The sequence below is a fragment of the Kineosporia babensis genome (assembly GCF_021129305.1).
GTDB classification, from domain to species: Bacteria; Actinomycetota; Actinomycetes; order Actinomycetales; family Kineosporiaceae; genus Kineosporia; species Kineosporia babensis.
This window is the reverse complement of record NZ_JAJOMB010000038.1, coordinates 22627-44155: the sequence shown is the minus strand read 5'-3', so window position 1 is coordinate 44155 and position 21529 is coordinate 22627. Positions and strand designations below refer to the sequence as shown.

Genomic DNA, 21529 nt, shown 5'->3' with positions numbered 1-21529 from the left:
CGAGGCGACCAGCCCGTCGCAACCGGGTTGCAGCACCGAATAGTTCGGCCGGCGAGCGAGTCAAGAGGTAACGACCGCCTCGCCGTGAGCCGATGAAGCACCCCACCGAAAGGTTCCCGTTCTCATGACGCTGCAGGAAGTCACGGATCAGCAGGCCACCGCGTTCTTCGTCCGTTCGGCCGCGTGGCACGGTCTCGTCGAAACCGACTGCAACCTCGCTCCCGACGCGCAGGGCACCGATGCCTGGTTCATCCTCGAGTCGCCCTGGCCGGACATCAACCGCACGGCACGATTCCTGCAACTGTTCGACCGTGAGCTCAGACGGGCTCACCGCGCCTGGCAGAACGCCTTTCCCGAGGGCGTCCAGGCTGCCTTATGGGAGAGCGACCTCCTCGAGATCCGCGCCGAAGAACTGATAACGACGAAGTTCATGGACGCCCTGATCGAGTGCCCACCACCGCTGAGCGATGGGCACCTGGAAGTGGTGCAGTCATGGACCGAGGGCACAACCAGCGTGATCGCTGTCCCGACCGACGGGCTGCGGTCCTTCCTCTTTCAGATGCCCTTTTCAGCGTTCGCCTACGCGGTATCCGTTTTCGCTCACCCGATGCACATGCGATTCCACTCGCAGTGTGATGTTGAGGGCATCCGGTATGCAACCGGTGCTGCAGTTGGCCGGGAACTCAGCGGGCTGCTCAACGGACAGTGGGCCGGCTCCAACCGAGGCGAATTCCACGAGGCAGAAATCAACGGCCGGCCTACCGTTCGTGGTCCGATCGGTGCACCACCGAACGGGCGCACCGCTCGGCTGGGTCTCGTAACCACCTCCAGCAGGCCGAAAGACAGCTGCGTTGTCACAGCAACTCTCGGTACCGAGCCCGTTAACATCCTTCATTACCGGGGCCAGATCCTGGCCGCAGGCAAATGATCCAGGTCGGATCCAGCCTCATCGACGGGAGATCTCATGAGCGACGAACTTGAGCGCATCAACGATGGCGAGGGCCTTGCGGTCGTCGGGCCGCCATCTGTAGTTGATCGGCTCCTTCGCGAGGCCGGGTTACTCGCCAAGTCGGTCGATCTCGGGCTCTCCAGACTCGGCGACCTGCTCGGCCACGGGTCCACCGTCATCCAGGGGATGGCAGAGATCTCGGCCAATTCCGGGCGCTATCTGAAGATCGATGCCGAGACCGCCGAGCGGATTGCGAAATTCGGTCTGATCAAGACCGACACGCCGGGAGTGAGCTGGGCGATGATCGGCAGCCCGGGCGATATCGCCAGCTGGATCAAGGTCCAGACCGACGTCGGCTCGCTCCTCACCAACCCTGCTGTTCTGGGCGGGATCTCGGGGATGATGGATCAGGCCGCCTCCCAGCAGCAGCTGAAGGAGATCGCCGCCGCGCTGGCCAGGCTCGATGAGAAGGTCGACACCATCCTGAAGCGCCAGGACGATGCGGTGCTCAGCGATCTGATCGGTGTCGGAGCCGCTCTCGACCTGGAGACGCGGATCCGGAATGAGAGCCTCAAGGTGAGCGACAGCGCCTGGGCCACGGTCAGTCAGTCGCTGCAGAAGGTGGAGGCCGGCCGGGCCATCGCGCAGTCCCGGATCCACGAGTGCACCGAACGCTGGGCGAAGGCCGCTGGAGCCAGCTCCATCGGGTGGTCAGGCTTCGGCACGGCGAAGCAGTTGACCAAGGAGCTTGAAGCCGAGGAAAAAGCGCTTCGCAACTGGCTTGCAGTCCTGATTCGCTGTGCCGAAATGGATCACAAGTTCTTCCTACTCCGGCTCGAGCGCGCCCTCGCCGAGGCTCCGGAACACGTCGAGGGATGCCGTCGAGCGATTGCCGAGCACCAGACGGAACGGGAGGCTGCCCTCGCGGAGAACATCTCCAAGTCCTTCGAGAACGTGAACACCGCCCGACAGAAGGCGAACGCCTGGATGATCCTGGACCGGACACGATCTCTGGTGGTCATCGAATCGGCGAACCGACTGGCCGCGGAGCTGGACCAGTTCTGCCAGCTCCTCCAGTTCACTGTGGAGGAACGTTCCTGGGAAACCCGGGAGCTGGGTCGGGCAGCCCGGCTCAGCGCCCAGACCGTTCAGGCGGCGAAAGACTACGGACCCATCGCCGGGGCCCTGGGAGTAGCCGCTCTCCTCGTCCAGAAGACTTCTGGCGATGGAGAGGGAACTGCGACGTAGCCCACAGGCCGCGGTTCAGCAGAAGCTGAACGACATCTCCGCCGCGTTGGCCGGGCTCGACGAGGGGGTCGACACCATGCTGATGTGTCAGGACGACGCCGTGCTCAGCGGAGTGGTGGGGTGAGCAGCACTCTCGAACGAAGCGCGTTCAGGTCGCAACCGGGTTGCAGCGCTGAATGATGTTCCGTCAGAGTCGCTCCCTCAATCTGGACCCATGAGCAACGAATGGCAGAACGCCCCCCGCCACACCAACCCCGGCCAGTACGAGTCCGGCCCCGCCCCGCAGTACTACGGCGGGCCGCAGTACCAGCAGCAGCCCCCGAAGAAGTCCCACAAGCTCCGCAACACTCTCCTCGCCCTGACCGCGCTGTTTGTCCTCGGTGGCCTCGGCTCGTGTGCTGCCCTCGTCCTGGTTGCCGGCAACGCCGTCGACGAGGCCGTCACCGCAGTCGAGGAGGAGGACGCCCAGCCCGGCGGCCCTGACAACCCGCTGGAGATCGAGATCGGGAAGCCTTTCGAGGTGGCCGGTTTCGAGTACAAGAAGGGCTGGAAGGCGAGCGAGGACGTCCTCGGGAGCGTCGACGTCCGCAAGCTCCGGGTGACCAACAACCGCGAGGACAAGGACTCGGCCCTCATCGACATCAAGTTCTGGAAGGGCACCGAGGTCGTCGCCACGACCAGCTGCACCTCCGACCCCATCGACGTCGGCACCACCGTGACCCTGAGCTGCCTCTCGGGAGACGACTGGGTGAAGGGTTTCGACCGGGTCACCGTCAACGACACCTTCTGATCGCAGCACGGGGGCTCCCCGGCAGCAGTTCCGGCGAAGAGCCGCTGATGAGTCGCTGGCCTGCGGCGGCGAGCCGCGGGTTAGAACAAGGGTCGAGAACTTCGAACAGGGGAAAAGCAATGTCGAAGGATCTGATCTCCACCGTCGTCGATGCCCTCAGCAGTCAGGGCATCAGCGACGAGGTCGGGGTGCTGGTGGTCGCGGCGATGCAGGGCGAGAAGGAACTGTACGAGTGCATTGAAGGGGCAGAGGACGCGCGTCCCGAACCGATCGCGCAGCTCACGGAGCCTGCTCCCGAGCCGGCGCGGGCCTACCTGGCCGCGATCGAGGTTGAGGGGTTCCGGGGTATCGGGCCGACCTCCCGCCTGGAGCTGCCGCTGGGACCTGGTCTGACCGTGATCTCGGGGCGCAACGGCTGCGGCAAGTCCAGCTTCGCCGAGGCGCTGGAGGTCGCGCTGACCAGCAACAGCTACCGCTGGAAGAACCGCAACGCCGCCTGGAGAGAGTCCTGGCGCAACGTTCACCAGACCGAGAACACCCGTATCACCATCGAACTCGCGGTGCAGGACCAGCCCCTGACCGCCGTCGGTGTCGAGTGGGAGAAGGACACCAAACTGCAGGACGCCCGCACCTGGACCCAGGCGCGCGGCCAGCGACGCCAGCCCGGCCTCTCAGGTCTGGGGTGGGGTGCCGCGCTGGAGGCCCACCGGCCCTTCCTCCCCCACGACGAGCTCAGTTCTCTGGTCGCTGAGCCGAGCAAGCTCTACAAGGCGCTCTCGCCGATCCTGGGCCTGGAACAGATCACTGACGCTCAGTCGCGGCTGAAGCAGGCGCTCGGGAAGGTGCGCGCACCCAAGGAGTCGGCGAACGACAAGCGCGCGGCGCTCGCACCGCTGCTGCGAGGAGCAAAGGACGAGCGTGCTCAGCAGGCGTTCGATCTCACCCACCAGCGGTACCCGGATCTGGATGCGGTGGCCGAACTCATCATCGGCACGAGTGCGGTGGACCAGCGCGGTCCCTTGGCCACGCTGGCTTCACTGCAGTCCCTGAAGTGCCCGGCCGCCGAGATTCTGCAGCAGGCGATCACCAATCATCACGCAGCACAGCTCGAGCTCAACTCTGCACAGGCAGACTTCGAGGATGCCGCAGCCCGGCGAGTACAGCTGCTCGGGCTGGCCCTGGAGCACCACGACCAGGCCGGCGACACCGCGTGCCCGGTCTGCGAGACCGGCCGCTTGGACGCCGATTGGGCCGAGCGCACCCGGGCTGAGCTGGTTCAGGATCAGGTGCTGAGCAAGCGGCTGGGCCGGGCCCGCACAGCTGCGGCGAACCACAAGCAGGTCTTGCTGGGAATGGCCAGCCCCCCGCCTGCGACGCTGACCCAGCCGATCGAACTCGGCGCGGAGTTGGCGGACGCCGTTCAGCAGGCTCGCGCTGCCTGGTCGGACTGGGCTGCTCTGACCACTGTCGAGCAGCTCGCCTCGGGCGGCGCCGTCGTTCTGAACCAGTTGGCCACGGCCCTGGGCGAGTTGCACAAGGTGGCGCAGGCCGAGATCGAGGCGCGTCAAGACGAGTGGCAGCGCTTGGCTCTGCTCCTGAGCGACTGGCACACCGACATGACGGCCGCAGTCGCCGCCGAGGATCAGATCCGCCTGGTCGACGCTGCCCACGCCTGGATCAAGAGCCAGGCCCAGGCACTGCGGGCAGAGCGCATGCGACCGCTGTCCGAGCGCACTCAGTCCATCTGGTCGCAGTTGCGACACGAGAGCAACGTCGACATCGCCGACGTTGTCCTGCAGCCCTGGGCATCTTCGGGCCGTGTGCACTTCCCGGCGACCGTTGACGGTGAAAAGGTCTCCGCGTTGGGCGTACTGAGCCAGGGCGAGGCCAATGCGCTGGCCCTGTCGGTGTTTCTGCCCAAAGCTACGCTGACCGACAGCCCGTTCGGGTTCCTGATGATCGACGACCCGGTGCAGGCCATGGACCCGGCCAAGGTCGACGGGCTGGCCAAGGTGCTGCACGAGGCCGCCCAGGACCGTCAGGTCATTGTGCTCACCCACGACGACCGGCTCGCCGAGGCTGTCCGGCGGCTGGAACTGCCGGCCACGATGCTCCAGGTAGCCCGTGACCTTCGCTCGGTGGTTCGCGTGCGGGAGAACAGTGACGAGGCCAGGAATCTGCTGGCCGACGCCCGGTCCGTAGCCAAGGACCCGGACATGGACGACAAGGTCCGCCGTCTGGTCCTGCCCACACTGGTCCGCGCCAGCATCGAGTCGCTCTGCCACACCCTGTACTTCAACCGCAGGCTGCGGGCCGGCACCAGCCGGGTCGAGGTGGACGCCGGCTGGGCCAAGGCTCACACGACCAGGGGCATGGTCGATCTGGCTCTCTCGACGGGTGACGTCGATACCTGGAAGCGAGCCAAGCCTCACCGGACCAGGGTCATGGCCATCTGCGCCGCCGGACACCACAAGGGCCTGAACGGCAATCCGCTGACCGCCGTCGACGATCTGCGCGACACACTCGCCGATTTGAGGGCTCACCGTGGTTGAGCACCAGAACCCGGCGCTGACCTTGCTGAGCGCGGCGCGCACGGCGCTTGGCGATCAGTCACCGTTCCCAGTGGATCGCCGGGCCAGAGCAGCCGCCACGCTGACTCGTGCCGCCCTGGAGCATGAAATTGATGATTGGCTCAATACTCTCGGACGAGCCAACGGTGCGGGACCACATGGACCCCGCACCCGATGGGCAAGCAAGCTCGTCGCTCTCCGCGCTCTTGATGGCACCCCGGCCTCCCGGGAGGCGACCTATGCCTGGAACGCCCTGTCGAGCGCCTGCCACCACCATGCCTACGACCTGTCGGCGACCGTCGCCGAAGTTTCCTACCTGACAGCGCTTGTCGAGGAAATCGTCAGCAACCGAAGTTCACGTACCTAACCAAGGAGCTGCACTGCCATGCCGCACCCCACCACGCCGGAACGCCTCGAGGACGCTCTGGCGGCACAGCTCAGCATCGACCGCGACCAGTTCCTGGACGTCTACGGCGCCGCCTGGGAAGTACTCGAGCAGCCGCTGGACCCTGGGGACATCGACCAGGACGACTCCAAGCCTTGGTACGTCGCTGGCAGACCCCTTCAGCTGATGCTCCAGATCGATGGGCCCAGGGCTCTCATCGCGCGCCCGGTGGGCCGCTGGCAGGGCGTCTACCCGCTCGTTTACGGTCCCGCCGACGCGAAGGAGATCAGCGGAGACCCCGCCACCGACAAGCAGATGGTGGCAGCGTTGCTGAAGGCGCGAAGAGCGACCTTCCGGTTCTGCTCCCTGCGCCGTTCGCAGAACGCCCCGGAGTGGATGACCGGGAGCACCTGCATGGGTTGCGCATCGCAGTGGCTGGGTGTCGTGTATACGGGCGGATGCCAGCTCATGCCGGAACACCGATCAACTCGGGAAGGGCACCGTCCCGGGCGAACACCGGGATGCTCTCCAAGGGAGCAGCGACCGTGATCGTGATTCCGCCCTGATGCTCGGTACCGTCGCGCAGGTCGGTCCAGCTCGATCCGGCCGGCAGGTAGACCTCTCGGGAGCGAGCTCCGGGTTCCATGACCGGGGCGATGAGCAGGTCCGGTCCGAAAAGGTACTCGTCGGCCACGTCCCAGGCCGCAGGGTCGTCGGCGAACTCGTAGAACAGTCCCCGCATCACCGGCTGCCCGTCTTCGTGAGCCTGTCGCATCTGCTCGCGGGTGTAGTCCCGTAGGCGTTCCCGTAGCCGCACCAGGCCCTGAAGGATGTCGTACGCCTCTTCGCCGAAGCTCCAGATCTCGTTGTCGGCACCGGTCGCCACCCGGGGCGATCCGTCGGCGGCGATCACTGAGGTGGAGGGCTGGCGGTCACCATGTAGTCGCATGACCGGGGAGAAGGTGCCGAACTGGAACCAGCGCACGAGCAACTCGCGGAAATTCGGGTCGCGGGAGTCGCCGCTGTGGAAGCCGCCGATGTCGGTGGTGAACCAGGGGATGCCGGCCATCCCGATCTGGATACCCGCTACCACCTGACGGCGTAGATCCTCGAAGGTTGATCCGATGTCGCCGGACCAGACCAGGGCGCCGTAGCGTTGGCTGCCGGCCCATGCTGAGCGCACCAGGTTGACGATCTGGTCCTGCCCCGCGTCCGTCATCCCGTCGTGAAAGGTGCGCGAGAACATCTGTGGGTAGAGGTTGCCGATCTGCACGTTGGGGCCGAGGTGGTAGCGGTAGTTGTCGAAATCGTAGACGGCGTATTCGGGTTCGGCCTCGTCGAGCCAGAACAGCTTGATGCCCAGGTCGTAGTAGTTCCGGCGGGCGAGCTGCCAGATCGCCTCGCGAGCGCCCGGGTGGGTGACGTCGACGAATGCGCTGCGCCCACCGAAGGCCATGTGCACATCCAGTCCTCGCTCGGCCCGCACCAGGTGGTTGTTGCGTCGCAGTTCGGCGTAGTTCTCCGAGTCCAGGGCGATCTGCGGCCACACCGAGACCATCAGTTCGATGTCGAGCTCTCGCAGTTCGTCGACCATCGCCTGGGGGTCGGGCCAGAACTCCTCCTCGAAGCGGAAGTCGCCCATCTTCGGCCAGTGGAAGAAGTCGGCGACAATGACGTCGATCGGGATGTCGCGGCGCCGGTGCTCGCGGGCTACTTCCAGCAGTTGCTCCTGGTTCCAGTAGCGCAGCTTGCACTGCCAGAAGCCGAGCCCGTACTCGGGCATCATCGGAACGTGGCCGGTGGCGTCGGCGTAGGCGGCCGCGATCTGCCGCGGGGACCCGGCTGCGGTGATCCAGTAGTCCAGTTGCTCGGTGGATTCGGCGTGCCACTCGGTGCGGTTGTTCCCGAAGGTGGCCCGTCCGATGGCCGGGTTGTGCCAGAGGAAACCGTACCCGGCGTCCGAGACCACGAACGGAACCGAGGCCTGGGAGTTGCGGTGTGCCAGTTCGAGGGTGCTGCCCTTCAGATCCAGCACTGTCTGCTGGTACAGGCCCATGCCGACCAGGTGCTCGTCGCGCCGGGACTGGAACGAGGCGGTGAGCCGGAATGCCTTAGAGCCGATGATGGGGCGGTAGTCGCGGGCCCGCAGCTTGAGGGCGCCGCCGGCCTCGGCCTCACGCAGCAGCACCTTGCCGTCGGCGTCGAGGTAGGTGATGTCCAGACGGTTGAGCGCGTAACCGGTCTGCCAGTCCAGCGTCTCCTCCTGGGTGAGGACGACGGTGAGGCGGCCGTTGACGATTCGGGCGGTGTCGCCGTTCACATCGATCGTCACCTCGCAGGGCTTGGGGGGCAGCAGAGCGAAGTCGTGGTCCGCCACCTCGGGAGCGAAGGTGGCCCGGGTGCGGACGCTGTCGCGCCCCCAGGCATCGACCTGCACCAGTTCTCCACCGCCACGCCAGGTGAGCGAGGTGGACGTCTTCTCGAACATCAGTGAACTCCAATGAAGCTGAGGGAAGCAGATCAGTCCTTGACCGCACCAGCGGTCACGCCGGCGGCGACGTAGCGCTGCGCAAAGATCAGCAGCACGGTCGCGGGCACTGCCGCGATCACGGCCGAGGCCATCACGGCGTTCCAGTCCTGGGTGTTGGCGCCGATGAAGCGGAACAACCCGAGGCTGAAGGGGACGATGCTGTTCCCGGTGGTCAGGGAACGGGCGTTGAGGAAGTCACCCCAGGAGGCCAGGAAGGTCAGCAGCGAGGCAGTCAGGATCGCGTTGCGGCTGAGCGGAACGACAATGGCCCAGAAGGCCCGCCACTCCCCCGCGCCGTCCAGCTTGGCCGCCTCGATCAGCTCGTCCGGGATCTGCAGCATGAAGGCCCGCAGAATGAACACCGCTACTGGTACCGCGCCGGTGGCGTTGGCCAGCATCAGCCCCGGGTAACTGTTGAGCAGCCCGATCTGCTGGTAGATCGCGAAAAGAGCCATCACCATGACAATTCCGGGAATCATCTGGGCCAGCAGGAAGATGAACATGATCAGGCCGCGCCCAGGAGCGCGCAGCTTGGACATGCCGTAGGAGGCGGGCAGGGCGATGGCCAGGGTGATCAGGACGGTCCCGAACGCGATGATCAGGCTGGTCACCAGGTTGGGCAACTGGGTGTCGAGGGCATGGCGGTAGCCGTCGAACGTGGGATCGGTGGGGAAAAGGTGCGGCGGCGTGGAAATCACGTTCTGCGGTTTGGTCAGCGAGACGTTGACCATCCAGTACAGCGGGAAGAGCATGACCCCGCAGACCAGGACGCCGACGAGGGTCAGCAGCCAGCGCTGCCGGCGGAAGATGGCTGTCACAGGTCGTTCTCCCGTCGCTGGGCGCGGATGTGCAGCAACCCGAAGATCAGGGCGATGATCACCAGCAGCTCGCCGATCGCGGTGCCCAGGCCCAGCTGGTGATCGCCTTCGAACGAGATCCGGTAGGCCCAGGTGGCCAGGGTGTCGGAGCTGTTGATCGGGCCGCCCTTGGTGATCACCCAGATGATGTCGAAGGCCTTGACCGTGTACACCAGCCCGAGCAGCAGGGTGATGCCGGTGACCGGGCGCAGCAGCGGCCAGGTAATGGTCCGGAAACGCTGCCAGCCGGAGGCGCCGTCGAGCGCGGCCGCCTCGTAGAGGGTGGCCGGAACGCCCTGCAGGCCGCTGTAGAGCAGGACCAGGTTGAACGGGACCCCCAGCCAGATGTTGGCGATGATGACCGCCGGCAGTGACCAGTTCGGGTCCGAGAGCCAGCCGATGTGGCTGCCCAGTGCGGCGTTGACGATGCCGTAGTCGGGGTTGAACATCCATCGCCAGACCGTGGCCGAGACCAGGACCGGAAGCAGCCACGGCAACAGCAGCAGCGATCGCAGGAGCCCGGACAGCGGGAAGTAGCGGTTGAAGAACAACGCCAGGGCCAGCCCGATGACGAACTGCCCGGCCAGCGAGGCGACCGTGAAGATGACCGTCTGCAGGGCGATGTCGCCGAACTCAGGACGGCCCAGCGCGGTGGTGTAGTTGTCGAACCCGATGAAGGGGGCCTCGCCGGTGATGAAGGACGCGACGGTCCAGTCCTGCGTCGACAGCCACAGGCTGCGCACGATGGGGACAACGAAGAAGATGACGACGAACAGCACGACCGGGGTGATGAAGCCGATGGCCGTCAGCTGCCGGAGGCGGCGCGCCCGCAGGCGCGCCGCGTTCTGGTCAGGCAGATCGGTCCGGGGGGACGCGGTCAAGGTCGAGGACACTGGATCAACCCAGGGCGTCGGCGCCGGCCTTGAGGGCCTCGGCCGGCGTGGCCGCCCCGGACAAGGACTTCTGGATGGCGGTCCAGATCTGCTCCGAGGTCTTGGGGTAGTCCGCGCCCAGATCGGCCGTGCGCCCCTTGGCCACGGCAATGGCCTCGACCCAGGGTTTGAGGGCCGGGTTGTCGGCCGCCTGCTGATCGGCGGCCTCCTCGGTGGGCAGGATGTAGCTCTGGCCCGTCGCCCAGGCCTTGAGGTTCTCCGGATCGACCATGCACTGCGCGAACTCGCCGCTGGCCTTCTGGTGGGCTTCGTCGCTAGCCACCACCTCGATGAACTCCCCGCCCAGGGGGCTGGGGGCCGGGCCACCGTCGGCGGCCGGCACCGGGACGACCGTGTAAGGGGTACCGGCCTCGTCCAGCCCGGCCAACTGCCAGGTGCCGTTGACCATCATGCCCAGCTTGCCCGCGGTGAACTGGTCGTTGATGTCGCCCTGGTTGGCACTGACCACGGCCTTGGAGGCGGATCCGTCGTTCACCAGGTCGGTCCACAGCTGCAGGGCCTGGATCGCCTGCGGTGAGCCGATGTCAGTGAGTGCGGCTCCGGCACCCCAGAAGAACGGCTCGAACTGGAACGTCCCCTCCTCGGTGTTGATCGCCGAGAAGCCGATGCCGTTCACGTCGTCCTTGCTCAGCGCCTTGGCTGCACTGCGCAGTTCGTCCCAGGTGGTGGGCGGTTCCAGCCCGGCCTTGTCGAAGAGTTCGGTGTTGTAGAACAGCGCCAGGGTGTTCGACCCCAGCGAACTGCCATAGACCTTGCCGTCGACCTCCGCCGCCGCCAGCACGTTGGGGCGCACCTCGGAGGTGTCCAGGCCGGTCTGGGAATTGTCCACCAGCAGACCAACATTGGCGTAAGTCGCGATCGACGGGTTGTCGACGATGGCCAGGTTCGGCAGATTACCGGAGCTGGCCCCCTGCAGCATCGTGTCCAGATAGGCCTGATCGGCGGTGCGCTCGATGGTGATGCCGGTCTCGGTCTCGCAGGTGGAGATGAGCTGGCCGTAGGCCGAGTTGTCGTCGTACTGGGTGAAGGCGTCCCAAAGGGCCAGCGAGGTGACCTCACCGCCCGCAGGCGCATCCTCATCACCACCGCAGGCAGCCAGCCCCAAGGCGAGACCGACAACTGCAGGAACGACGAGCAGGGCGCGTGGCGACTTCATCATCTTGTGCTCCTCACTGAGCGATGAGCGGCGCGGATCGAGCGGACCGCCACCGGAGAACCGGTTCTCCAACGCGACCGTAAGGGGTGGAGAACCGGTTCGCAAGAGTCGTCCCGGGCCGTGGCCAGCCCGTTCACCGCCGAAGCGGGACAAATGCCTCAGGGAATTGCGAGGGAAGGCAGAGCGGTCTAGCGAGGAGACCTCGAGGCCAGCGAGCCCCGATCATGGAAAGTCGTCGGCACCAGTTCGAGTACTCCAGGCGCGGCACCACCGAGCTCGTCCAAGGCTCGATTCACAGCGACGTCCACCATCTGGTGACCAGGGATGTCCAGGACGCTGATGGCGGGAAAGCTTCGGGCGAAGTCCTCGGCCGGTGCCAGGGCCAGTAGCGACAGGTCATCCGGCACGACCCGGTTGCGCCGGGCCAGTTCCTCGAGGAGGAGGTCCAGCACACCGACCGCCATGACCACTACCCCACTCACCTGCGGCAGCCGCGTCTGCACCCCGTCCAGCCAGGCCCCAACCGCATCGCGGGTGAGTCCGCACGGGATGAACAACCCCTGCACGGAGCGGGATTCACAGCGCTGGAGGAAGGCCTCCCGAAAGCGCCGTCGGTACGCGAACTCCCGGCCATCAGATTCATCGGGGGTGGCCATCACCACGATCTGACGGTGCCCCAGATCGGCCAGGCGATCCACGGCCTTCTGCGCCGCCCCGGCGAAGTCCAGATCCACCGCGCTCAGACCCAGGGAATCGGGCGGATTGCCGATCAGCACGGTCGGGATCCCCAGGCCGCGCAGCACCGGCAGGCGTGGGTCCGCGTGCAGGATGTCCATCACGACGAGGGCGTCAGCCAGGACGTCGCCCTGCAGTTCGTCCTCGCCTCGGCCCATGGCCAGGACGTCGTAGCCGCGCGGGCGGGCCGCGTAGAGCGCGGCCCGCATGAAGCGCATGAAGATGTCGATGTCCGCGTCCGGGGCTCCGATGTTCACCGACGCCAGAAAGCCCAGGATATTGGTCCGTCCCAACGCCAGCGCCCGGGCGGCCGAGTCCGGCCGGTAGCCCAGTTCGGCGATGCTGGCCATGACCCGCTCCACGGTCGCTGCCGGGTAGCGCTTCTTGCCCCGCAGAATGTAGGAGACCGTGCTGGGCGCGACGCCCGCGGCTGCAGCGACGTCGCGGATGGTGGCCATGCACACGATTCTAGGGCGCAGGCCACCGCTCAGAGCAGGACGGGTTGTCCACCTTTCCAGCCCGGCAGCCGTCGCAGTCCGGTGTGCCGGGCCGGCTCATGCGGGTCGGACTTGGCATGAAACGCGAGGATGAGGTCCTCGCCCTGGTGGGCAAAGCTGACGTGACCCGGCCCCCACTGCCCGGCCACGCTGTGCGAGTCCAGCAGTGGAGCGCTTGCCCGGGTCCAGACGCTCGGGTCCATCAGATCGGCACCCCGTGGGGCCCGCAGCACGCCGGTCGCATAGTGCGGACCGACTCCACCCGCGGCATAGACGAGCGCGACCTCGTCCTCGCTGACCAGACCATAGGGCCCCTCAACGCAGTTCGAGTCGTTGGTCAGCTCCCAGCTCAGGCGCGCCGTCAGCAGACACACCATCGGCGAGGTCAGCCGATGGGGTTTCGCCGGGTCGATCTCAGCGATCCACAGCTCCGCGTCACCCACGAACTCCTCTTCCACGACGCGCTGGGACCACACCACCAGGCAGCGTCCGTCGACCTCCAGGTAGGTCATGTCCAGAGAGATGGCCGGGCGGCCAGGCTCGGGACTGAGCGGGCGACCCGTCATGTCCAGGACTGGGACGGGGGTGCTCCAGTCCTGAGCGCGCTCGGGGTCGCCGCCCGGAGACAGGGTCATGACGTGGCACTGCACAGTGCTCCAGCTCGCTTGCCCCACGCTGGGCGCGAAGAACAACCGCAGCACACCCCCCACCTCGTGCACCTCGGGGGCCCAGAAACAGCCGCCCAGCCCGGCCTCCCCCCGGCTCAGAATGACGTGATCCGGCGCCTGCGCAAGGCCCTGCAGGTCCGGCGCGCTCCGGATCAGCAGGGCAGGCACGTTGATGTTGTCGCCGTTCGTGTCGTCACTGGCCACCAAGTACCACCGGCCGCCATATGAGAAAACCTGTGGATCCGCGCGCTCACGCACCAGCGGGAACGGTTCCACCACCGGCCCCTTTTTCCGCTGGTCGAGCAACGTAGCTGCATGTTCAGGTGAGATCAACACGGGAGAGGGTGAGGACACCGGCGACGGACTGACTTCCGTGACGACGAACGCTGAATCGGTGCCGTGGATCGCCGCCGACCGAGCCGCCCCCGCCGCATCCCTCCAGCTGAGCAGGCACCGCTCGCCACCCCCGACCAGCGAAGCAGCAGTGACCGGCCCCGGGCCAGGCAGGTCCACCACGACCGCCTCCGAGATCTGCACCAAGTCCTCAGAGAATCCGACGAGCACCTGCGCACTCGGCAGTTCATCACCCGCGGCAGAAATCGGTACCGCCACCGCCAGGAACCCCTCCCCCACGCGGGCCAGCATCGGATCCCGCAGCGCCCGCGCCACCTGGCGCCCATCGGCGCCCGTAACGGAGGTAGCGAACCACACCCCGCTGCCACCGTGCACCACCCACTCCTGCCCGGCGCTGCGCAGCCGCAGGTGCATGGCCCCGGTGAGCGTGATGGGTTCACCGGCATCACCGACAGCCCGCGTGAACGGCACGACCTCGACCGGCCCCGACGCCTTCGAAAACTTGGCCTCTCCTGGAATCACTGCCATGTCCCTCATCCAACCCCATTCCATCAGCGCGTTCAGACCATGGACGTGATGCCACCGCCCCGGTGCACGTCGGGATGCAGGACGCCGGCGGCATTGGCGTCAAGCAGATACCGGAAGCCGTCGCGGCCGAAATTATGCTCCAACGTGGCCATTTGTAGCATCGGGCGCTTGCGCAGCTCGAACTCCGCTCGCGAAAACGTTTCTCAGCGGCACTATCTGCACGACAACGCGCCGACGGTACCGCCTGTACTGCTGCAGCGGACGGATCAGACCAGGCTCGGCGAACCAACCAGACGCTTCCGGCCGCTCTGAGACAACAGGAGAGGGAACGCCTCAAGCGCCTCGGAAACACCACTTCCCAGAGTCTTCCAACGCTGGTCGGGCTTCGTGACGTATTCGAGCACGTGCGATGTGCTCCGCTGCACGATCCGCACGAAGGGCTGCATCTGTCGCTGGTAGGCCTCGAAGGCCTCCGTCATCTCTGCGCCGCTGCGCTTGTGCAGCTCGTGGGCAAGCGTCGCCGCCGCCAGAAGCGCCCCGTGCCCGCCCATGCCGGAGAGCGGATCGATGCAGTGGGCCGAGTCTCCCACCAGAACGACCCGCCGGGTGTGCCAGCGAGGAAGCCTGACCTGAGAAAACCTGGTAAGCCTGACATCATCCGAGGTGAGAGCCGCGTCGGCGACTGCCTGCAGATCCTCGCCCGTACGACGAACGACTCCCGCGATGTGCTCCACCAGGTCCCGAATCGGCGGAGCCGGATCAGCGACGGGAAGCGCGGCGACGAGCAAAGCACCAGAGTCCGACGGGTAGGGATAGATCTGCGTCACCATGCCTTCCCGTGTGGAGATGACAGCGCCTGAGCCAATTTTCGCAGATACATTGATCCACACGTGGGAGATGCCATTGTGGTAGACGCTCTCAGCATCCGAAGCCAGCGTGAGGCGCCTGACCGTGGAGTGAAGTCCATCAGCCCCGACCACCATGTCGAAGTCATCGACGGAGCCGTCCTCAAAGCGGGCACGGACATGGTCATCCCGGTTCTCCAGACTGACCAGAGCCGCGCCCAGCCGCTGCTCGACTTCGCCGGGAACGTGCTGGAGCATGGCCTGCGCAAGGGAACCCCGTCGGGCTAGCCGGCTCTCTCCGGCACCCACTGTGATTTCCCTGGGCCTTGGACCACCTTTCCATCGGAAGGCCGTGGCCGGGCCGGGGAAGGTGGCCGCCGAGATCACCGATTGGGCGCCCATCGACTCCAAGATCTTCAGAGCAGTTTCGTCCAGTTGGATGATGAAGCCTCCGACGTGAGGAACCTGCTCAGCATCGACGAGGGTCACCTCCCACCCCGTGCTGTGCAGCCACCAGGCAGCCGAACTCCCGGCAATCCCGCTACCCACCACCAGCGCCCGCTGTCCCCCGCCTGATCCCGCCTGGTTTCGCTTAGCCATGTCTCCCTCGTCCCGTCTCGTTGACAGTTCAGCCAGCCCACGCCGGCTGCTTCCGCTCGGGAACCCCGCGATTGCTCTCAGTGCCGAGCGCGACGTCTTACAAACAAGCTAACATGTATGTATGAGACGTACTGCTGCTCAAGCCGAGCTCACCCGACTCGCTCTACTCGACCGAGCGCTGGACGCTTTCGAGGAAAATGGCTGGCAGGGAGCGACCTTCGATGACATCGCGCGACGCGCGGGCGTGACCCGAGGCGCTCTGAATCACCATTTCAAGAACAAGGCGGAACTACTGACCGCAGCGCTTGATCACGGCTGGTCCATCTATGGTGCGATTCTGTTCGCAGATTTTGGCGAAGGACACGACCCCCGAGAGTTCCTACGCTCGATGCTGGTGCGCTACGTCCAGCTCCTGCAGACCGATCCGAAGTTCCGTACCCTCGCCTGCACCACAGTGATGGTGGTGCCTGAGGCATCGGGCTTGACCGAGTACGTTGCAGCGCCCCTGGACGGGTGGCAAGACTATGTCGCTCCGCTGATTCCGGAGGGTCTCACTGCGCCTGGACTGTCGGTCGAGGCTTCGTCAGGTCTGCTGCTCACCATTCTTCAGGGCTTCACCGTCACTGCCCGCAATCGACCCGAAGCGCTCCCCCAGGCCGACCAGCTCATCGCCGCAGCGGCTGCAGTCGTGCGAGGAATTCTCCCCTGACCCGTCGGCATGCGGGAAAGGCATCGGTGAAGACACAGGTCAGTCGCAGATCACCTGGCGGATAATGCACCCCGGCCTCCCAACCTTGAAACGAATGATGGGCGAGCACATTGATCGTCCCGGAGTCGTCGCTGACGAGGAGATGCGGATCTCGCACGAAACGGTCTAACCGATGGCGGAGAACAAACCCGCCACCGACACTCTGGTCGAGCAAGCCACCGGCTACGTGCTCCCGCTACACCTTCCATTTCCGGACTCGCGAACGGGCCGCTATCTGACGAAGGTGCCGTCCGGACAATCTCGGCGGTACACCAAAGGTGGTCCTGGCAGACCTAGGTTGGACCGCCGGGGTCTGCACGGGCCTGGTACACCCGGCCACGCTGCCCCAGAGCGGAGATCCAACCGAATGGAAGGACTTTTCGTGAGTGACATCCGGAACAAGCACGTCCTGATAATCTCCCACGGCCACGGCGTCGAAAGCCCGGAACTGGTAGATCCTCTCAACGGCCTGCGGAAGGCTGGCGCCAAGGTGAGCGTGGCCTCACCCGGCGGCAAGACCGTGCGCACCCTGATCATGGACGACGCGGCCGGCCCGGAGGTCGAGGCCGACGTGGCCATCGAGGATCTGGACAGCAGCGGCTTCGACCTGCTCATCGTGCCCGGCGGCACGATCAACGCCGACGCCCTGCGGATCAACCCCGACGCCGTCCGCCTGGCCAACGAGTTCGCCAACAGCGGCCGCCCGATCGCCTCCATCTGCCACGGCCCTTGGCTGCTGGCCGAGGCCGGGCTCTTGGTCGGCAAGACCATGACGTCCTGGATCAGCATCCGCACCGACGTTACCCACGCCGGGGCCACCTGGGTGGACCAGGAACTGGTCGAGGACGCCACGAACGGCTGGACGCTGATCACTTCGCGCTACCCGGACGACCTGCCTACCTTCGTCCCCGCGGTCCGGGACCACTTGGCTCAGCTCTGATTTCTCGTGTCAGGATGGGTCGGGCCCACCCGGGTCCGGCCACCCTGGAGAACACCATGCTCAATCACCGAAGCACCGAGGTCAGCGCCTTTCTGAAGTCCCGGCGAGCCCGGGTCTCCCCCGGCGAACTCGGTTTTTCGGCCGAACGGCGCCGGGTGCCCGGCCTGCGACGCGAAGAAGTGGCCACGAGAGCCAATCTCAGCGTCGACTACTACACCCGCCTGGAACAGGGCCGAGCCCTCAACCCCACTCCCGAAGTCCTCCAGGCCGTCTCCAAGGCACTGCTCCTCGAACCCGACGAATACGTCTATTTCAGCGGACTGTTCGCCCAGCCCAAGCCTCCACCGGCCCAGGAACTGCGCCCCCAGCTGAACTGGATCCTTGACGCCCTGCCCCTGGCGCCCGCAGTCGTCCTCAATGCCGACCTTGATGTCCTGGGCGTGAACCAGGCCGCCCGGGTGCTGATCGCGGACTTCGACACCATGGACGAGCCGAACTTCGCGCGCTTCGTCTTCGCCGACCCGAAAGCCAAGGTCAGCTACGTCGACTGGCGCACCAAGGCGGAGAACATCACCGGGATGCTGCGTTACGGCATGCCCGGCAACCCCAGCCTCGGCCAGCTCTCGGACGAGCTGTGCGAGCAGAGCCCGGCGTTCCGCAAGCTCTGGTCCGACCACACAGTGCAGGAGAAGACGTTCGGGCCCATGCGGCTGCGCCACCCCGACGGTGAAGCACTCGACACCCACTTCCAGCACCTCTACGTCGCCGGCGACCAGGGTGTGAGCATCTCCGTCTACAGCCCACCGACCGGCTCCCCCAGCGCCGACCGGATCAGGGAACTGCTCTCCTGAAGAACGTTGGGGCGACGAGCGAGCGTGCATCCCGGCTTGACAGGGCGTCGTCCTGCACCGGGGGCGGATGGTGAGGACGCCGATACGCCCGCTTGGGTCGCCGGTCTGGGAAGGTGATCCACAACGGCGCCGCCGCACCTCATCAGACTTGGAGCCCTTTTATGGTCTTGCCCGTCGTCATCCTGCGGCTCTGGTCGGCGGGGCCTCCATGCTGAGCGTGGTCCTGGTGCCTCTGCTGCTCAGCGCCGGCTCGGCCCAGGCAGCCAAGGGCGGGGGCAACGGCCCGGGTGGCCGCCGATGACGACGGAAACCGGGACGAGTTCATGATCGTCCTTAGGGTCTGGCTGGCGATCGGCATCGTCCTGGTCTTCATCGGCACCCAACGGGCACATCGACGGGATAGGGCTGAGACCACCATCGCGGAACCTGCTCCAGCCTGACCAGTAGGTCGGCGACTGCCCTCATCACCAGAGCGGCCGGCTGATCCATCAGTAGCAGGATCGTGACCCCCTCGGCGCCGCCGCTGCATCTGGTCATCAAGGTCGACCGCGACCAGATACAGCGGCATCTGGCAGTCCGCTCGAGGTGGGCTGCTCCCTGCTTCCGGGCCTGGTCGCCGATGAGGTGTGGGTCGGCGCCGACGGCGACGAACTGATCATCATCGCGAACCTGAATGCGTTGTCCACTCGGCCAGCCTGGACCATCTTCGAGCAAACCTGTTGCGCCCTGCTGCTCCGGCTTCGATGGGCCAGGCATGGACGCTCGTCCCCGGTGGCGCCGACGGCCTGGAATGGCTGCTGGTCAAGGCGTTCAGCGAGGACCCGGTCGACGCTGGTCGGGCCTGCCGACCCAGCCTCGCTCTGCTATAGGTGCTCCTTGGCCCAGCGGGTCAGCTCATCGATGGCCGGCCGCATGGCATACCCGTGTTCGGTCAGCTCGTAGCGCACCCGCCCGCCACCGACGTCCACCGTGGTGCGGGCGACCAGCCGCAGGTCGACCAGTTCGAGGAGCCGTTCGTTCAGGATGCGGTCGTTGATGCCCGGGATGGCGCGCTTGAGCTCGTTGAAGTACATCGGCCCGCCCATCAGTGCGCTCAGCACCACACCGGCCCAGCGTTTTCCCAGCAACGTCATGACCTGCGACAACGGCTCACTGAGCGTTTCACACGGACTGTCCGGAGCGGACTGTCCACCGGTGTCGGAGGTGACCGCAGACACTCCGGGCATGCGCCCTCCTTCGCTTACCTGTTGTGCGTTGCTTGTCGAAACTCGCCAACCGACGTTCCGGCACCAGTGTGCCTCACGGTCTCCGGGCAGCGCGAGGCCGATTGACAACACCGCCGCAATCAACTTACTTTTTTAAAGCAGACGATGAAACATAGCCATGCCGCATGGTTCGGCCAGAAGGGCTTCCCTCATGTCCAACGACACCCTCCTCCGGCGCATCCAGCGCCTCGAGGACCGCACCGAGATCATCGACGTCGTGATCAAGTACGCCACCTCCATCGACGCCGGGGACTGGGATGCATTCGCCTCCGTCTTCACCGAATCCGTCCACATCGACTTCTCCGAAGCTGGCCTTCCGCCGGCGGATTTCGCACGCGAGGCGTTCGCCGGATTCGCCCGTCAGGGCCTGGAGGCCTGGGACGCCCGCCAGCACATCAGCCCCAATCACGTGGTCGAGTTCGACGAGCAGGACTCCGACCGGGCCGTGTGCCACTCGTACATGTACGCCCAGCACTACAAGCAGGGTGCACCCGCCGGCGAGCTGTACCTGATGCGCGGCTCCTACGATCATCATCTGGTGCGCACCCTCGAAGGCTGGAAGATCACGTCACTGACCCAGCACATCTCATGGATCGAGGGCAGCCCCGAAGCCGCCGGGCAGTAGGGCCCAACGGGCGTTCCGCCCGAGTATCTCGCGCGGAACCAGAACCACCGAAGCGATGAACCTGCCGGGCCGGCAGCCGACCGGCCCGGCAGGATCGAGACTCAGGGGCGCATCGCCGGGCTGAGCTCACGTCATTCCGGCGGTAGGCGGTGAGTCAGATCACCACCCGAAGGCCCACTCTCGAGTTGTCTTCACGTCGAGATACAGGCGTAGCCTAAGCGACAGTTGTCGGTCAACGGCAGCTGGGTTCGCTGGTCGCCGACCGGCCTCCGGGCCCTTCGAAGACGAAGTGGGAGCACTCCATGTCTGCCAACAGGTTCGCTGAGCGCGTCGTTCTAATCACCGGAGGCGGATCCGGCCTGGGCCGCGCGAGCGCCGTGCGTCTCGCCTCCGAGGGCGCCAAGCTCGCCCTTGTCGACATCGCGGAGCCTGGTCTCAAGGAGACCGCGGAGGCCGTCTACGAGGTCGCCCCGCAGGCGGAGGTCCTGACCATCACCGCTGACGTGTCCAAGGAAGCGGACGTCGAGGCGTACGTGGCCAAGACCCTGGAGCGGTTCGGCCGGATTGACGGTTTCTTCAACAATGCGGGCATCGAGGGTCGGCAGAACCTGACCGAGGACTTCTCCTCGGCCGAGTTCGACCGGGTCGTCTCCATCAACCTGCGCGGCGCCTTCCTCGGCCTGGAGAAGGTGCTGAAGGTGATGCGTGAGCAGGGCTCCGGCATGGTGGTCAACACCGCCAGCGTCGGCGGCATCCGGGGTATCGGGAACCAGTCCGGGTACGCCGCGGCCAAGCACGGCCTGGTCGGCCTGACCCGCAACTCGGCGGTCGAGTACGGCCGGTACGGCATCCGGATCAACGCCATCGCCCCCGGAGCGATCTGGACACCGATGGTCGAGAACTCGATGAAGCAGATCGACGCCGAGAACCCGCGCGCCGCCGCCGAGCAGTTCATCCAGCCGAACCCGGCCAAGCGCTACGGCGAAGCCCCGGAGATCGCCTCGGTCGTCGCCTTCCTGCTGTCCGAGGACGCGAGCTACGTCAATGCCCAGACGATCGCGATCGACGGCGGCCAGTCGCAGGCCTACTGAGCCGATTGTTCGACAACCGCTACGGACTGGAGGAAGCCGGCTGCCGGTGCAGTCCTCCAGTCCGTTCCTGCTGCGGGCGGTCACCATGCTTGGCGGACCGCTGTGCCTCAAACCCTCGTCGGCCGACGACGTTCCAGCAGCAGAGCCAAAACGCAAAAAGGACGCGCTTTTCAACGCCTCGACCCTTGGTTCGGAAAGCGCATCTACGCGTTCGATCGGGTCGGCCTTCGGAGTAGCCATCGCTGTTCAGGTTCTGCGTTCCAGAGGTGGAACGCGAGATGGCCCAGGCCACAGGGCCGGGCCATCTCGCGCGTGAATCGGGCTGAGCTACCGCCCAGGTCTTT

General features: G+C 66.0%; 19 protein-coding genes. 11 read left to right on the top strand and 8 right to left on the bottom strand.

Annotated features, from left to right (window positions below; translation table 11 throughout):
• Window positions 1–124 precede the first annotated feature (124 nt).
• The 6 genes from LR394_RS39525 to LR394_RS39500 all read left to right on the top strand — a co-directional run bounded on the left by LR394_RS39525 (window position 125) and on the right by LR394_RS39500 (window position 5924).
• A complete protein-coding gene (locus tag LR394_RS39525) occupies window positions 125–928 on the top strand; it encodes a hypothetical protein (protein ID WP_231449856.1) in 804 nt (267 codons plus the stop codon).
• Window positions 929–964: 36 nt separating this feature from the next.
• Entirely contained in the window at window positions 965–2197 is a 1233-nt protein-coding gene (locus tag LR394_RS39520) for a hypothetical protein (protein ID WP_231449855.1), read from the top strand.
• The gene (locus tag LR394_RS39515; protein WP_231449854.1) at window positions 2175–2321 is read left to right on the top strand and encodes a hypothetical protein; all 147 of its coding nucleotides are present in this window, start codon (window positions 2175–2177) and stop codon (window positions 2319–2321) included. Before LR394_RS39520 ends, LR394_RS39515 begins: the two co-directional genes overlap by 23 nt.
• A 90-nt stretch (window positions 2322–2411) precedes the next feature.
• Entirely contained in the window at window positions 2412–2987 is a 576-nt protein-coding gene (locus LR394_RS39510; protein ID WP_231449853.1) for a hypothetical protein, read from the top strand.
• A gap of 47 nt (window positions 2988–3034) precedes the next feature.
• A complete protein-coding gene (locus LR394_RS39505) occupies window positions 3035–5539 on the top strand; it encodes an AAA family ATPase (RefSeq protein ID WP_231449852.1) in 2505 nt (834 codons plus the stop codon).
• Entirely contained in the window at window positions 5532–5924 is a 393-nt protein-coding gene (locus tag LR394_RS39500; protein ID WP_231449851.1) for a hypothetical protein, read from the top strand. The genes LR394_RS39505 and LR394_RS39500 overlap by 8 nt, the downstream gene beginning before the upstream one ends.
• Window positions 5925–6408: 484 nt before the next feature.
• Here the strand turns inward: LR394_RS39500 and LR394_RS39495 are convergent, their stop codons facing one another.
• The 7 genes from LR394_RS39495 to LR394_RS39465 all read right to left on the bottom strand — a co-directional run bounded on the left by LR394_RS39495 (window position 6409) and on the right by LR394_RS39465 (window position 15665).
• Window positions 6409–8430 (bottom strand): glycoside hydrolase family 31 protein, encoded by a 2022-nt coding sequence (locus LR394_RS39495; protein WP_231449850.1) that lies wholly within the window; start codon window positions 8428–8430, stop codon window positions 6409–6411.
• Window positions 8431–8462: 32 nt separating this feature from the next.
• Window positions 8463–9290, bottom strand: coding sequence for a carbohydrate ABC transporter permease (locus LR394_RS39490; RefSeq protein ID WP_231449849.1), 828 nt, complete (start codon window positions 9288–9290; stop codon window positions 8463–8465).
• Window positions 9287–10210 carry a carbohydrate ABC transporter permease gene (locus LR394_RS39485; RefSeq protein ID WP_231449848.1) on the bottom strand — a complete coding sequence of 308 codons (924 nt, stop codon included), beginning with the start codon at window positions 10208–10210 and terminating at the stop codon, window positions 9287–9289. Before LR394_RS39485 ends, LR394_RS39490 begins: the two co-directional genes overlap by 4 nt.
• Window positions 10211–10226: 16 nt before the next feature.
• Window positions 10227–11441 (bottom strand): sugar ABC transporter substrate-binding protein, encoded by a 1215-nt coding sequence (locus LR394_RS39480; protein WP_231449847.1) that lies wholly within the window; start codon window positions 11439–11441, stop codon window positions 10227–10229.
• A 185-nt stretch (window positions 11442–11626) separates the two neighbouring features.
• Window positions 11627–12631, bottom strand: coding sequence for a LacI family DNA-binding transcriptional regulator (locus LR394_RS39475; RefSeq protein ID WP_231449846.1), 1005 nt, complete (start codon window positions 12629–12631; stop codon window positions 11627–11629).
• Between the two features lie 29 nt (window positions 12632–12660).
• Window positions 12661–14007, bottom strand: coding sequence for a family 43 glycosylhydrolase (locus LR394_RS39470; protein WP_231449845.1), 1347 nt, complete (start codon window positions 14005–14007; stop codon window positions 12661–12663).
• A 479-nt stretch (window positions 14008–14486) separates the two neighbouring features.
• On the bottom strand, window positions 14487–15665 hold the full coding sequence (locus tag LR394_RS39465) for an FAD-dependent monooxygenase (protein WP_231449844.1): 1179 nt from the start codon (window positions 15663–15665) through the stop codon (window positions 14487–14489).
• A gap of 121 nt (window positions 15666–15786) precedes the next feature.
• Between LR394_RS39465 and LR394_RS39460 the strand changes: the two genes are divergently transcribed.
• The 3 genes from LR394_RS39460 to LR394_RS39450 all read left to right on the top strand — a co-directional run bounded on the left by LR394_RS39460 (window position 15787) and on the right by LR394_RS39450 (window position 18204).
• Complete coding sequence (locus LR394_RS39460) at window positions 15787–16374, top strand: TetR/AcrR family transcriptional regulator (RefSeq protein ID WP_231449843.1); 588 nt, start codon at window positions 15787–15789, stop codon at window positions 16372–16374.
• Between the two features lie 421 nt (window positions 16375–16795).
• Complete coding sequence (locus tag LR394_RS39455; protein ID WP_231449842.1) at window positions 16796–17353, top strand: type 1 glutamine amidotransferase domain-containing protein; 558 nt, start codon at window positions 16796–16798, stop codon at window positions 17351–17353.
• Between the two features lie 14 nt (window positions 17354–17367).
• Entirely contained in the window at window positions 17368–18204 is an 837-nt protein-coding gene (locus LR394_RS39450; protein ID WP_231449841.1) for a helix-turn-helix domain-containing protein, read from the top strand.
• Window positions 18205–19067: 863 nt separating this feature from the next.
• Here the strand turns inward: LR394_RS39450 and LR394_RS39445 are convergent.
• A complete protein-coding gene (locus tag LR394_RS39445) occupies window positions 19068–19430 on the bottom strand; it encodes a winged helix-turn-helix transcriptional regulator (protein ID WP_231449840.1) in 363 nt (120 codons plus the stop codon).
• A gap of 190 nt (window positions 19431–19620) precedes the next feature.
• Between LR394_RS39445 and LR394_RS39440 the strand changes: the two genes are divergently transcribed.
• A complete protein-coding gene (locus LR394_RS39440; protein WP_231449839.1) occupies window positions 19621–20094 on the top strand; it encodes a nuclear transport factor 2 family protein in 474 nt (157 codons plus the stop codon).
• Window positions 20095–20396: 302 nt separating this feature from the next.
• On the top strand, window positions 20397–21185 hold the full coding sequence (locus LR394_RS39435) for a glucose 1-dehydrogenase (RefSeq protein ID WP_231449838.1): 789 nt from the start codon (window positions 20397–20399) through the stop codon (window positions 21183–21185).
• Window positions 21186–21529 lie beyond the last annotated feature (344 nt).